The organism is Parabacteroides sp. AF18-52 (assembly GCF_003479145.1).
Classification (GTDB): domain Bacteria; phylum Bacteroidota; class Bacteroidia; order Bacteroidales; family Tannerellaceae; genus Parabacteroides; species Parabacteroides faecis.
The window spans coordinates 15,455-30,378 of the sequence record NZ_QUGR01000015.1; the positions used below are offsets into that span (position 1 = coordinate 15,455).

A 14,924-nucleotide genomic window follows, 5' to 3' on the forward strand; every position below is an offset into this window, starting at 1 on the left:
GGGTAATCCGTTATGACTACCCTTTATACGATTATTTACCAACCTTGATTTTGTTCCAGGTCTACATCTTTATTCGTATCGATTACGGATTGCGGAATAGGCCATACGCTAAACGCCTTGTTCAATGTCGTACGCGGATAATCCCAATAAGAATATTTCTTGATACGGTCGATGGCAACCGTTCCGCCCATACGTAATAAAGTATTCCAACGGCTTTCTTCGTAGATCAGTTCACGGGCACGTTCGTCCAATATAAGGTCGATGCTCACATCTGAAGCCGTTACCAGATAGCTACATTTTGCCCGCGAGCGCAACATGTTTATATCAGACGCCGCACCGGCATTGTTGCCGACACGCATCTTGGCTTCCGCCCGTAAAAGAATTGTTTCGGGCAGACGGATCAGGTAATCGTCGCGGAAGATACTGCGTAGCGTCCTTCCGTCTGCAGCAAGTGTATAAAAGTCAGGGCCGATCTTACAAGACAAAGGGTACAACATCGTATAGGCTGCATCGGCGGGTTTGCCGCTTCCGTCCATTCGGTACAGGACATCCCAGGGGATTTTTTTTCCGTAATATTCCGAGGTCTTTACATTTCCCAGGAACGTACGGTGCAAAACCGCTTCCGAGTTGCGCAAGTCATCCCCCCATTTGTCGGCATAGATCTGGTCGCGTGCATAGGGTGTCGGGGTGATCTGGCACATACCGAAACCTCCTACATCTTCACGGTCACCTGTAATGTGGGCAGCGCCCTGGTCCCTGAATACCGGTCCGTAAATACCCGGATAATCCAGACAGGCTTTATTTCCGTCCGATTTATAGACTTCATAGTCAGACTGGGCACACCAGATGGCCTCCTTGTTTCCATCCTGATAATCCTGATTACCGATCTGGAACAAATCCCAATACAGGTTTCCTTCGATCGGATAGCCTGCAGAGGTATAGGTATGGTCAGGTGTCTGGTCGGCTACGGAAGAAGCATAATAAAATTCAGGATTTTCATCCTTACGCGATCCGAACCGTTCGGTCATAAGACTATAAGTGCCTGAATCGATCACATCATTGGCATACGAGATCGCTTTATTATAGGCAGTCGCTGCATCTCCTCCTTCGGCCTCCAGCAAGACTCCTTTATCCATATATAACTGGCAAAGGTTATGCTGTGCCGCCGCTTTCACCAGACGTCCGGCATCGGCAGTCGTCACAGGCAGGTCATTCAATATGGCTTCCATCTCATCGATAGCGTACTGGTATGTTTCCATCCGGGTAGAACGGGCATAATCGTATCGCGGAGTGGTCGTCCTTTCGGTAACCAGCGGGACACCTCCGAATAATTCGCCTAAATTACGGTATGCAAAAGCCCTGAAGAAACGGGCCTGTGCGATGATATACACTCTTTCCGCCTCCGAATTCCACACGATGTCTTCCCGGTCTGCAGCATACAATGCCGTATTGGCAGAATTGATCAGGTAATAGAAAGCGGCATACGTATCCTTGAAGACGGCATTCTCCGAATTGATGATACTGTAATCATTGAAACGGTAGCTGAAACGGATCGTCGGGACATCGAAGATATCGGTGCCGTTCCCCATACTATACGACCACACATTTAACTCGGAAGAATTATCATAAGGACAGTAGATATTACTTACCCGGTGATAGCAGGTCGTTATAACCTGGGCAACCTGTTCAGAGGTAGAAAATACGTTGTCGATTGTATAAAATGTCTCCGGATCTTCTTTCAGAAAACCTGCATCATCGCAACCTACGAAAAGAAACATTGCCAACAGTGACGACGCGATATGTTTACTATATATTTTTTTCATTGCCTTACAATTTAATTATTAGAAACTAAGATTTAATCCTAAAGATACACTGGTCATGATCGGATAGGTTCCACTCAGAGCCGTACTACCTGATTCAGGATCTCCCCCTTTCCAGCCGGTGATAGTTGCCAGGTTTTTCCCCGTAAGGAATAATTTGAAATTATTTATTCCGGCATTTTTCACCCAAGGCTGATCAAATGTGTAGGACAGCGTCACATCCTGCAAGCGTACATAAGCACGGCTCTGCAGCCCCAGGAAATAACCGTCGCCGGTAAAGGAGGCCGACGGATATTCATTGCTGGGATTCGTTTCGCTCCAGTAAGGGACGTATAGGCCATTCGAAGCAAACTGGCTTCTGTCGCCGGAAGTGATATAGGCATTCGTATTTCCTTTCCGGAAATATCCGTTACCACCAAAGACTCCGGCAATCATCACATACAATTCCCAATTTTTATATTGTACGGTATTACTCAGGTTGAGCTTGAAATTAGGATCTGTATTTCCTAAAATGGTACGGTCCTTGGCATTGATCTCTCCGTCACCGTTCCTGTCGACATATTTAGGGGTACCGGCAGAAACACCGTTCGCTTCCATGTATTCCGTATCACCGGTCTGAACGATGCCATCCTGTTCATAGCCGAAGATTGCATGAATGGACTCACCAATAAACAAGCCATTTCCGATATCGTCATCTTCCTTTCCGTCGCCATCCAGATCTTCACCATAGAGGTGGATCAATTTGTTACGGTTCAGCCAGAAGGTCAGGGAGGAACTCCAGGTCCACTCTTTATTCTGAATATTAACGCTGCGGATAGTCGCCTCAACGCCCCTGTTCTTCACTTCGCCCATAGAGGAATACATACTGCTGAAACCTGTCATAACAGGGATCGTACGGGAAAAGATCTGGTCGTATGTTTTGGAGAAATAGACATCGAGGTCTACAAACAGACGGCTGTCGAGCCATGCCGATTCGAAACCGACATTCCATGCTTCCGTTGTCTCCCAACCCAGGTCTGCATTACCGATCGAACTCTGGTTGATCCCGTAGGAAGGTTTTCCGGAGTTATCGAAAGGATAATATATGCCTCCCGACTGGCCGTTACTTACTTTTGAAAGCGTGGAGTACTGACTCAGCCCCTGGTTACCGTTTTTACCCCAGGAAAGTTTGAGTTTCATATCATTCAGAAAATCGGCTTTCTTCATAAACGTTTCATTGGTGATACGCCATGCAGCTCCTACAGCCCCGAAGTTACCCCATTTGTTATTGACACCGAAAACGGAAGAACCGTCACGACGGTAAGAGGCTGTAAGGTAGTAGGTATCACTGAACGAATAGGATGCACGCCCGAAATAGCCGATGTTGGTCTGCTTCCAGTTATTCAGCGATATCTTTTGGGTGGTAGCGTAATGAATGCCGTTCAATCCCAGTACTGTATTTCCGTTTGCTGCGAAATCGGAACCGGATAAATTCTGGTATTCATATTTCTTATAGTCACGAGTGGCTACGGCAGTCAAATCGATGTTATGTTTTCCGAATGTCTGATTATAATTCAGAATATTATCGATCACGTGGCTGGTTGTCCTTTCATTCGTGATGTTACCACCCGCACTGCTTAAATAACTGTTCTGGGTGGCGACCGAATAACGGTTGTCGTCATCATATGTACCGTTCGGGACAAAGGCCGATTCATGGGTAAAGTCTCCGGCTTTCCTGTAGTTCAGGTTGCCTGCGAAATTGAAACGGTAGCTCAACCCGGAAATCCAGGGACATTTTACTACGGCGTACGCATTGGCACGAAGGTTATCGCGGTAATCGACATTTTCTTTCTTGGCTTCGTCATAGATACCCCATAACGGGTTTCCATGCCCGCGAGTACCGTCAGGGGTTGCTTCCAGCAGACCGTTGGGCCTGTACATCATGCCGTAGGGAGACAATATCGTCGCACTTCCCACACTTGCCGCCAGACCGGAATAATCGGATCTCGTATAGGCGGCATCCAGACCGATCTGCAACCAGCTCGTGATATCCGTATTCACCTTTGCCAATACAGAGACACGGTTGAAATCATCGCCTTTGATAACTCCTTCGTTCTTTGTGTAAGCGGCAGACAGATAATAATTCATTTTCTCGCCGGCTCCGGAGATAGCGGCCTGGTAATCCTGTATCCATCCGGTACGTGAGATTTCGTCCAGCCAGTTTATCTCATTGCCTGACTTCATATTCAGTTCTTCCTGGGGAGTCAGGAAACTGTAATCCGAATATCCATTGGCAGCAGCCACGGCGTTCAGCCATTGCTCTCCATTCATCAGGCTCGGTTTAAGATGCCATGTCTGCATGCTGCCGCTCGCATTAAAATGAATGACCGGTTTGCCTGTTTTCCCTTTCTTGGTCGTGATGATGATCACACCATTAGCAGAGCGGGAACCGTAGGCTGCTGCCGATGTCGCATCTTTCAATACATCATAAGAAGCAATGTCGTTGGGATTAATATCGTTGATATTTCCCATAAAAATAACTCCGTCCACTACGATCAGCGGATCGTTCGATCCTGAAATAGAGTTCTGACCGCGCACCTGCATGGAAGGTGTTCCTCCGGCAGAATTGGTAAAACCGATATCCAGGCCGGATACATTTCCTTTCAGCGATTCGAGAGCATTCAGGTTGGTTGCCAGCGCTATCGGAGAGTTTTCCAGTTTGACCGAGGCTACAGAGCCTGTAAAATCTTTCCTTTTTGCCGTACCGTAACCGATAACGATCACTTCATCCAAAGCCTGGGTATCTTCTTTCAACCGGATAAACAACTGGCTTTGAGAACCGACCTTTACTTCTTCGGGCAGATAACCGATATAAGAGATATTCAGCGTACTGTTTTCCGGTACGGACAGAGAGAAGGTACCGTCGATACCTGTTATTGTCCCGTTCGTTGTTCCTTTTTCTACGACGTTGGCTCCAATGACCGGCTCCCCGTCTTTGTCGAGAACTGTTCCTGTGATCTTTTTCTTTACTTCTGCAGAAATATCCCCTATGCCAGTGGTGGTATGAGCTTCTGCACGGACGTCGGATATAGCATATCCCGAACTTAAAAATACAGATAACAATACAGTTTTAATACATAGATTACTGTATCCAGATTTGTTCATAATATTAAAATTTAGTTTAACAATTCAGAATGGATTAACTCTTTCTACTTACATTTTGAGATTAAATCATTTTTTAAACCATAGGCCATCTTTTTTAAGGTTAATAACTTCGTTCTGGTAGAACTCCGGTTATTCCAATCATTAATCCATTCATCCGTAAAAGGCTTTTATTCTGGTTATTATGGTTTATTCACCGATTAATTATATTTAGATAAAAAAGGTATACGGAACTATTTGGCCAAAGTGTCATTTTTATCAGAATAAATATCATTTTTATAACTATCGATCAAATTTATATTCCGATTTTTGCCCCGGAGGGTCAGATAAGGCATAATTTACCTGAGTCCTACCAGAACTCGGATATGCCGGAAGGAAGTTATTTTATTCGCTAAAGAAAAGGGAGACAGCCAGTTTCAGTCTTTACACAATACCTGATATAAAAAAAGCCCCAGGTAAAAAACCTGAGGCTATCGATTGCACCCTTACCGGGTTTATCTGCATGATCTTTTTCTAATTTATCACAGAATACGTATACATTATTTTAATGTTCCCTGCTGTGCATCCTGTATCATCTTTTCGTTGGCAAGGATCAGGATCTCTACACGGCGGTTCAATGCACGTCCTTCCGGCGTGTCGTTGCTGGCAACAGGGTCATGAACGCCTTTGCCTTCGTATTCCATACGACGTCCGCTTACGCCCTGGTCGACCATCATATAGTCGTAAACGCTTTTGGCACGTTTTTCAGACAATGTCTGGTTGTAATCGACCTTACCGGTATTGTCGGTATAACCAACGATCTTGATATCGGTATCCGGGTTTTCATTCAGGCTGACAGCCAGTTTACGCAATGCACTACGTGAAGCGTCGCTCAACGTACTGGAGTTGGTAGCAAACAAAATACCTGAATCGAAAGTGACTTTCAGAGCCTCACCATTATTGATCGTTTCAACAGTGGTTTCGGGCGGTAAAGTAGCTTCCAGCTCTTTTTTCTGTTTGTCCATCTTCTTTCCGATCAATGCACCGGCAGTTCCTCCTACAGCAGCACCGATAACAGCACCTAAAGCCGTATTACCTGCCAAAGCACCGATACCGGCACCTGCAGCGGCACCACCACCTACACCGATTGCAGTTCCTTTTGCTGTGTTATTCCATGTTCCACAACTCGTAAATACCACCGCCATACATAACAGTATGGATAATAACTTAAAATGTTTCATCTTTTTGCTCTTTTATAAACTTTATATGAATATAACAGTTTATCAATCGAACATGTTGATAGAATCGCAATATTCAAGTTCTCCCTGCACAATAAAACCGATTGCTTCGGGATCGAATTTACCGACACCATCCTTCTGCGCATTCTTCACTACATATTCAATCAATTCATCTTCATCTATTTCGACATCGGCATCATCGTCTGCATCGTCGTTCAGATAGCCGCGTGATTCATAGAAATCGTAGATCAGGTCTACAATGTAGTTAATATTGTCATTACTGAATTTGCCTTTCAATTCCTGGGGAAGATAGTTCTGAATAAATTTTACAGATTCGTCTTCGTCGTAAATTAAATCGTCTTTGTCGCTCATAACTTTTTCAGTTTAATTGGTTACATACTCATGCAAAGATATTGCTTTAATTGATATTTTAAAATAATTGCAGGCTATTTGATCAATAAGTCCAAAGCATTATTTCCATCTTTCAGTATGTTGTCGATGATGCCGTGCTTGGTCTGGATCGTCAGATAAGTGGCTTTCAATTTGGTAAGACCGATCATCTCGTCTGTAGAAAGTTCGGAACTATACTTGTCATATTTCGTTTCGGCAAATTCGATGTATTTCTTTTCCACCTCTTTCCAGTCTTCTTTCGAATACTTATCGGCACCAGCCTGTACTTTTTCTACAAACTTCGTGAAGTCTTTTATATACGAATCTTTCGATTCTCCACAACTACTCATGACAAAAAGAGCCATCACTGCAAACAGCATCATTAAAAACCTTTTCATATCTTTTCCTTTTTAGATTAATTGCAACAAAAGTAAACAAAAAAAGAGGATCTGCACTGTCCGGCAGAATGAAACTGCCGGACAGGTATTAATCGGCTGTAGCTACGATCCGGTCTGCCGTCCAACTATCAGCTACTATCTGTATCCGGTCTGCGGGTAAAGAAGAGGTAAAACTGATCGTCAAAGTACAGTAGTCACCCGGCATAAGCGTGATATAATTATCCGAATAATGTACGGGAAGGATACGCTTGCCGGTTTCCTTATCCAACACCTTGATGCGATTGAAAAAAGAAATATTCGTTTTCGAATGGAGCGATACCATACCGGAATAGGTTGTTCCTTCCCGTTGAAGAGATACTTTCACCTCCGGCTTTGCTTCAGGCAAACGGGATAAGCCGGAATAATCTTTCGGAAGCGTGGTCAGCCAATAGATATTCGGGGCATCCGGTAATGCAACGGCTACGTTGGAAGGCCGAGTTGGATCAGCCGGTTGCACAGACAGGCGGAGGAAGTAGACTCCTTGTATTTCTTCCGGGACGGGAATATCAAACAAGGGTGCTACGGTATTGGCTTTGGCATCCGACTTTATTTCTTTTTCCCAACAGATCTTACCGCTGGTGTCGTAGATACGTGCATTTACAATCAGATTCGGGTAATCGGACAAGGATGTATTCAACAGTTCTACCTGCCGGGTGACGGGGTTGTAAAACGGATGCAGGGGTTCGCATCCTTTACGTGTACCGTACAGGGAAGCATTTACATCGAGGAACCAATCGTACATCTGTCCGCGCAGGGAAGTCCACGGGTTCTGTGTTTTCCAGATCAGTATCCCGGTATACCAGTCCCAAAGGTGGGAACCCCATCCTTCCATAAAGCTACGGTATTGATCGTAATTCACAACCTGAGCATATTTACAATAGGTTTCGATATCCTTTACCTCGCCGTAACGTTCCAAATGATCCTGATATCCCAGATCCCGATGATATCGCCAGGTCGCATTACGGGTAAAACCTTTTCTCGGGAATCCATTCAGATCTTTCTCCGTCATCATTTCCCGCATACTTTCCACCTCCGGCGAACCGACGGAGCCTGCCTCCGGATTAAACGGATGTGAACGGAAAGTAAAGAACCATTCCGGCTCCTGAATACCGTAAGGACCGTCGCCGTTATCGCCCAGCAGGTTGCGGGTAAAAAGGGAGTCGGTAGAATAACTGACGAACAGGCGTTCGGGATCAAGCTCCGGGAAGACTTTTTCTTTCAGTTGCTTGTCGATGTTTTTTGCCAACGGCCATTCGTTGGCCCCGCACCAAAGACACAGGCTCGGGTGGTTACGTATCATCTTTACCTGGTCTTTTACCGAAGCGATAAAAAGATCGTGGTTGTCGGGGTATTCCCATCGCCGTTCACGAGAGTCCATCTTCATCGGGTCTTCCCAGGCGCCGTTACAATCGCCGCTGCCCCATAAATCCTGGAAAACGAGTATTCCGTATTCATCACAGGCATTATAAAACTCCGGACGTTCGAGCAAAGCGCCTCCCCATACGCGGATCATACGCAAGTTCATTTCGGCATGAAAACGGACTTCATCGCGGTAACGTTCAGGGGAAAGACGCAGTAACCAGTCGGAAGAGATATAGTTACCACCAGTCATATAGATCTTCTGCCCGTTCACAAAGAAACGGCGTCCCCCGTTGTCGGGACATTTATCTGTCGTGATCTCACGGATACCGTATTTGAATTGCTTGCTATCGCTGATCCGGTTATCTGCCTCAAAATAGATATGCATATCGTATAAAGGTTGCTCCCCTACTCCGTTGGGCCACCACAGACGCGGATTTTTTATTTTCAAAGGATCGAAACGGACTTCCCTCTTTTCGTTCGGAGATAAGGTAAGTGGTTGCGTTAAACGGATTCCGTTTGTCTCACAGACCAATACGCCTTTACGCGGAGTATCGGTTATATTCTCCACCTCAACCGAAGTCTTTACAAAAGCATCCTCCTGCATTTTCTTTTCCGGAGAACGGACACCCGGTACTTTCGTCACAACATAAGGCGACCGGACAGTCACTGCACCGGAGGTAGTTACGGATACCTCATCCCAGATACCGGTATTACGATCCCTGATCGGCTGAACCCAGTCCCATCCGGGCGTATATTGCATGGTATTATTACGGGCGATCTGTCCGTCACCGCCTTGTCCGCCGTTCGGATTTCCCGGATAGTCAGGAGGATACACCAGGACAGCCAGCACATTTGCATCTTCTTTCCGAAGAAGTTCCGTTATATTAAAAGATTTCCGCAGGAACATTCCTTCATGGGTGGTATTATTAAGCCGTTTGCCGTTCATGAACAGTTCGGCTTTATAGTTTATTCCCCGGAAGTTCAGCCAGACAATCCGGTCATCCGGTACCTCCGGCGTTTCAAACCGGCAAACAAACCAATAGGTGTAAAAGTCATTGCCGACTTCATAAATATCGGGGATCAGGTTATTGTTCATTCCAAACTCCGGTGCAGGATACAGGCCGTTTCCCAATAAAGTGGTCAGCACTGTCCCGGGCACACGGGCAGGCATCCAGCCCGTTGTTTCCAGAGGTGTGGAGCTTAACAGGTTTCCGTCTGTCTTTATCTCACTGGCTCTCCGTGCCATCCAGCCGGAAGTAAGCAAAGTCTTTTCCCCGGGTTCAGGGATCGTCAGTGTATTTTCCTGTGCAAAGAGGGATAACATGTTGTTAACCAAAAACAACAAGAATATGAAAGATAGAGATTTATGATTCATAATGTATTCTATTTAATAGCCGTAATATACAATAAAAAAACAAAAGGCTTCCTCCGGAAGCGGAAGAAGCCTTTCTCTTTATACATTATTAATATAGTCCGTTACTATCCGGTTAGAAGTTTCTTCCGGTATCCCACCATATACGTGTTGCCGGGCTATCCGGGCCATTCAGCAAACTGACTGCTTTTTCCACCTCTTCCGCATTCGAATCTTTATCGTTCTTCGGATATGGTAAACGTTTGATAAATTCACCATCAGGAATTTTCCATGTATCGGCACTCAGGTTATTAGCCACAGGGAAAATATTCGGATAACCTGTACGGCGGAATTCCGACCAGGCTTCCTGTCCTTCCGGATACATCGCGATCCATTTCTGGTTAATGATCTTATGAAGTTTTTCTTCATTCGTTGCACCGTCATTCCATTTAACCGTACATTTATCAATACCTTTTATGCTATTGGCTGCATTATGAGGATCTTCGAAATCTGCACAGACACCGGTTTCGTTTGCAATATATTTTTCATATTCAGATGCCGGGATAGCATATTCGTCGAAAGAGACTTTGATACCTTGCTCGTACAGGTCTTTGGCAGAACCACCCATATTCCAACCGCGGAGTGCACCTTCTGCACGCAGGAAGTAAGCCTCGGCAACTTTCATCCAGGGTAAATGGTTCGATATCTGAGTTTTGTTTCCTGTATAATCTGCCATCTTGGTTTCTGTTGAAAGATTGACAGAAGAATATACCTGATACACATTCTTATCGACAATAGTTCCCTGGCGGATACCTATATATTGACCGATCTTATTCAATGCATTACCATTCTTGTCGACAATATCCTGTTGTTTACCGTCAATTTTAAACCAACCGACCGGAGTTACATAAACCGGCAAGCGGGGATCGTCGTACCCTTTCAACATACAGACCATAGAAGCGCTGGCACGCATATCATTGTAGTTGACTACAATTTCATTCAACGGATTCTGTAAAGAAGCATCGATGACCTGTACATTCGGGTTACCGGCAACCAGGACACCATATTTATGGTTCACGGCAGCTTCAGCAGTAGACTTGGCCAATTCCGGTTTTACAACAGACAGACGCACGGCCAAACGCAAACGCAATGTATTGGCAAAACGGATCCATTGTTTAAAGTCCGAACCGCAGACAATATCGAAACTATTCAAACGGTTTGCTTCTGCTTCACCTGCATCCACCAAAGAGGTCAGGTCGTTCACAGCTTCTTCCAGCTCGGAAAGGAAAGTGGTATATAGAGTTTCCAAATCATCGTAAGGAACGGACGAACCTCCCTGCATAGCTTTTGAATAAGGAATAGCCCCGTAAATATCAGCAACACGATGCATACCCTGTACACGGATGATCTTGGCAATCGCTGTATAGTCTTTCGCATCCGTCGATTTCAGGATTTCACTGATCGGTTTCATTACATATAACATACCGTCACGGAATGCCTCGCCATTCCAGCCGTCCATCATTGCATACATCGCATTGTTAGAGTTACCGTTGAATGCCGTACCTGTCGCCATATAACCGGAAAACATATCCGCATTCAGATTCTGTTGCAACTGGAACTCGTAATTCTTGTTCTGATAGTTATTATAGACACCTACTATCGGCTGATTGAAACGGGAAGTTACTTTCACCTGAGAAACATCCATCCCGTTCGGATTGGTATTGATATTTTCAAAATTATCCGTACAAGCCGTCACTCCTACCATGAAAGCTACAGCCCACAATGGTAATGTATTTTTTACTTGTTTAATTATATTCTTTTTCATGATTGATCGCGTTATTAGAATGTTACTTTCAAGTTGATACCATAGCTGCGTGTTGCAGGCAAACCAAACGAATCGAAGCCTTTCCAACCGTTATTCGTTGAAACAGACATATCCGGATCGGTCGGAGCATCTTTATAAATGAAGAACAGGTTACGAGCAACGAAAGACAGATTCAGGTTCTTGGAAGCTCCTAACAGGTTGCGGAATGTATATCCTAAAGAAAGTTCACGTAAACGGAAGTTCGTTGCAGAATATACATAGAGGTCTTTTGCACCTTCCTTACCGGCTGTTGAAGTATAGAATGTCTGTGCATCCATTTTCTGTCCGTTACCCAGGTCTACACCACCGTTATCGCGGGCATCGGCTGTTGCTTCCGTTACACCGTAAGCATCCAGATAACTTTGTGTCTGACTGGCTACATTACCACCGATCTTTCCGTCGATCAGGAAGTATAAGCTAAAATCTTTATAGGTAAAAGTATTACCCCATCCCAACTGCCAGTTCGGGTTTACATTGCCTAAATGACGTTCGTCTGTAGAGATGACCAGTTTACCGTCTTTATCTAGCATGAAAGCTCCGTTCTCATCGCGTTCTGCCACTTTACCGTAAATATCGCCGTATGAACCACCTTCAACCAGCTTGAAGTTAAGACCTGCACCCGAACCTAAAGATACACCGTTCTTCAATTGATCGGTAAGTTCCTTGATCTTATTCTGGTTGTAGGAAATGTTGAATTCGGGTTTCCAGCTCCAGTCTTCTGCAAAATCCCAGCGATAATTGATGGAAGCCTCAAAACCCTGGTTCTGGATATTACCGGCATTGATATAATAGCTATCGTAACCGGAAGCCAGCGGAGATGAAATAGAGAAATACTGGTTCTTGTTGTTTGTCTTATAATAAGTGATATCAAAATTCAAACGGTTATCCAGCATAGTCAGATCCAGACCAAATTCCATTGAATGCATCTTTTCAGGTTTCATTTCGGTAAACGGTTCCTTGGTATTCGGTTCCAGACCTCCCAGGTTGATACCATCCATCGGATGAGTGATATAAGCAGGAACGTCGTTACCCACGATTGAGTAAGAACCTCTGATCTTCAATAAATTGATCTTATCTGTCATCGGGATCATCTCATTCAACAGAGCTGTCAGACCGAAGGAAGGATAGAAATAGGAGAAGTTGTCGGTGAAAGCCAAAGCAGACGACCAGTCGTTACGTCCCGTCACATCCAGATAGATCATCCCGTTATAACCGAACTGAACTGTTCCGAATACGGAATTCAAACGTTTACGAGGGTTGGAAGTACGTTGGTTTCCATTGCCGTTGATATTTTCAGGAACGAAGAAGTTTGCTTCCATCAATCCCAGCTTGTCGCTATCCAGAATGACATTTTGTACCTTATTGTCCTGGAAGCTGGTACCTAAAGAGGCATTCAATTCCCATTTTTCATTCCAGGTCTTGTTAAAATTCAACATCAAGTCACCATAGAACTGCTTTGCATCGAAACGTTCCTGACGATAACGTCCGTTCCCGCCGGGAGCCCATGTAGCAGTTGTTGTTGCATGCCATTTACGTTCAAAACGGTCGAAAGTATTATCCACGCTTAAACGTCCCTGCACATTCAACCAGTCGGTGATCTTAAATTTTGCACTGGCGGAAGCCATTACACGGTCACGTCTCTCAGTCGATTTAATCCGGTTTAATATCCAATAAGGATTGGCTGAAAAATCGTCATCCGGAAGATACCAGTTGTGAGCCATCAGGTTACGATCTTCATTGAATTTTTCGAAGTTATCCTTATAATAACCGAAATCACCGTTTACCGGGAATGTATACAGACCTGTCAACGGGTTGATATAAGTACCTCCATGAGGACGATTGGTTCCTTTCTGGCTGATATACGACAAAGAAGCATCGATGGTCAGTCGGTTGCCAAACAAGTTGAAAGTTTCGCGGGTCGACATGTTATGACGCTGAAAGTCATTTGTCGGCATAATACCAAAAGCCGTCGTATTAGCGTACGACATAAAGCTTTGTACTTTTTCAGTACCGCCATTGATCGTTACGGAATTAATAAAAGTAGAACCTGTACGGTAAAAATCGTTCACATTATCCATCGCATGGTTATCGTTGTCGGCCACCTTGTCACCCCAACTCATGTTATTTAACTGATCACCTACTTTGACAGCCCCATAACGTCCTTGTAATTTAGGAAGAGACATAGGACTTTCAAGTGTTATATTGGAAGAGAAATCTACTCTTGCGGCACCCTCACGGCCCTTTTTTGTAGTGATCATGATCACACCATTCGCAGCCATACTACCATATAAAGCCGCTGCTGATGCACCTTTCAGGACATTCATGCTGGCAATGTCATCCGGGTTCAGGTTACCCAATGCGTCACCACCGTCGCGTCCCTCATATTCACCCGCCAACTGAGTTGTTTCCGGACTATTCATCGGAACACCATCGATAACAATAAGCGGCTGGTTATTCCCATAAGCGGATTTATTACCACGCAAAATAATCTTGGACGAGCCTCCTGCACCGGTTGCATTCGGAGAAATAAGCATACCGGCTGCTTTACCTTGCAAAGCATTGATCAGGTTGGCATCTTTTGCACGGGTCAATTCCTGTCCTGCAACCTGCTGAGTAGCATAGGTCAACGACTTTGCCTTACGTTGGATACCCATGGCTGTGACAACGACTTCTTCAATCTTCTGGGTATCTGAAAACATATCTACATTAATTACGGTACGATCGTTAACCGGTTCTTCGACCGTCGTCATACCTAAAAAAGAGAATTGTAAAATTGCATTCTCCGGAACTTCCAATGTATAGTTACCATCCAAATCGGTAACGGTTCCATTTGTGGTTCCTTTTTCTACGACATTACACCCTATAAGCGGCAGATTGGCACTTTGGTCCATCACAACACCACTTACTTTCTTCTGTGCCCATAGCACATTTGTACATGTCCCTATACAAAACAGTACAAATAATAATAAGCCCTTCTTCATAAAGCCAGATTGTTTAGGAAAGTTAATAAATTCGACATTTCTCATACTCATTTTGCGTTAAGTATTGTGTTTTTGCATAAAGGAAACGACTTAGTCTTCTTAGAACTATGCTGTTTTTTACACTTGTTAAATGCAAATATAGAGATTATAACATTAATACCAAACAAATTTCCAACAAAATATACTCCATACATCCGTTTTAACACATGAGTGCTGACATATTGTCAAAAGCATACCCTTGCTATATATATAACAAGTATTAACTCACCATAGTTCTAAGAAGACTAAAGAAAATTAGATTTAAAATAATTTTTATCTCTAAAACTAAAAATCCACATTGTCAGATTTTATCGGCTACCAG

Annotated in this window: 8 protein-coding genes; all 8 read right to left on the bottom strand. The window is 44.4% G+C overall.

Features of this window, described 5'->3' with window-relative positions:
- Positions 1–35 precede the first annotated feature (35 nt).
- Positions 36–1,823, bottom strand: coding sequence for a RagB/SusD family nutrient uptake outer membrane protein (locus DWX23_RS19575; protein ID WP_122375696.1), 1,788 nt, complete (start codon positions 1,821–1,823; stop codon positions 36–38).
- Positions 1,824–1,841: 18 nt separating this feature from the next.
- Positions 1,842–4,964: a TonB-dependent receptor gene (locus tag DWX23_RS19580; RefSeq protein WP_233587691.1), complete on the bottom strand. Its 3,123-nt coding sequence runs from the start codon at positions 4,962–4,964 to the stop codon at positions 1,842–1,844.
- Positions 4,965–5,500: 536 nt separating this feature from the next.
- Positions 5,501–6,181, bottom strand: a complete 681-nt coding sequence (locus DWX23_RS19585; protein ID WP_122375697.1) for an OmpA family protein — start codon at positions 6,179–6,181, stop codon at positions 5,501–5,503.
- A gap of 42 nt (positions 6,182–6,223) precedes the next feature.
- Complete coding sequence (locus tag DWX23_RS19590) at positions 6,224–6,550, bottom strand: hypothetical protein (RefSeq protein WP_122375698.1); 327 nt, start codon at positions 6,548–6,550, stop codon at positions 6,224–6,226.
- Positions 6,551–6,624: 74 nt separating this feature from the next.
- Positions 6,625–6,966 carry a DUF6565 domain-containing protein gene (locus DWX23_RS19595; RefSeq protein ID WP_122375699.1) on the bottom strand — a complete coding sequence of 114 codons (342 nt, stop codon included), beginning with the start codon at positions 6,964–6,966 and terminating at the stop codon, positions 6,625–6,627.
- A gap of 88 nt (positions 6,967–7,054) precedes the next feature.
- A complete protein-coding gene (locus DWX23_RS19600) occupies positions 7,055–9,691 on the bottom strand; it encodes a glycoside hydrolase family 2 TIM barrel-domain containing protein (protein WP_233587692.1) in 2,637 nt (878 codons plus the stop codon).
- A 163-nt stretch (positions 9,692–9,854) separates the two neighbouring features.
- Positions 9,855–11,543: a SusD/RagB family nutrient-binding outer membrane lipoprotein gene (locus DWX23_RS19605; RefSeq protein WP_122375701.1), complete on the bottom strand. Its 1,689-nt coding sequence runs from the start codon at positions 11,541–11,543 to the stop codon at positions 9,855–9,857.
- A gap of 14 nt (positions 11,544–11,557) precedes the next feature.
- Positions 11,558–14,563, bottom strand: a complete 3,006-nt coding sequence (locus DWX23_RS19610; RefSeq protein ID WP_158607102.1) for a TonB-dependent receptor — start codon at positions 14,561–14,563, stop codon at positions 11,558–11,560.
- Between the last annotated feature and the right edge of the window lie 361 nt (positions 14,564–14,924).

What these genes read in the sequence shown, in the direction of transcription:
- DWX23_RS19585 (WP_122375697.1), bottom strand. Translation starts at nt 6,181, where the DNA reads ATGAAACATTTTAAGTTATTATCCATACTGTTATGTATGGCGGTGGTA.
- DWX23_RS19600 (WP_233587692.1), bottom strand. Translation starts at nt 9,691, where the DNA reads ATGTTATCCCTCTTTGCACAGGAAAATACACTGACGATCCCTGAACCC.
- DWX23_RS19605 (WP_122375701.1), bottom strand. Translation starts at nt 11,543, where the DNA reads ATGAAAAAGAATATAATTAAACAAGTAAAAAATACATTACCATTGTGG.
- DWX23_RS19575 (WP_122375696.1), bottom strand. Translation starts at nt 1,823, where the DNA reads ATGAAAAAAATATATAGTAAACATATCGCGTCGTCACTGTTGGCAATG.
- DWX23_RS19610 (WP_158607102.1), bottom strand. Translation starts at nt 14,563, where the DNA reads ATGAAGAAGGGCTTATTATTATTTGTACTGTTTTGTATAGGGACATGT.
- DWX23_RS19590 (WP_122375698.1), bottom strand. Translation starts at nt 6,550, where the DNA reads ATGAGCGACAAAGACGATTTAATTTACGACGAAGACGAATCTGTAAAA.
- DWX23_RS19595 (WP_122375699.1), bottom strand. Translation starts at nt 6,966, where the DNA reads ATGAAAAGGTTTTTAATGATGCTGTTTGCAGTGATGGCTCTTTTTGTC.
- DWX23_RS19580 (WP_233587691.1), bottom strand. Translation starts at nt 4,964, where the DNA reads ATGAACAAATCTGGATACAGTAATCTATGTATTAAAACTGTATTGTTA.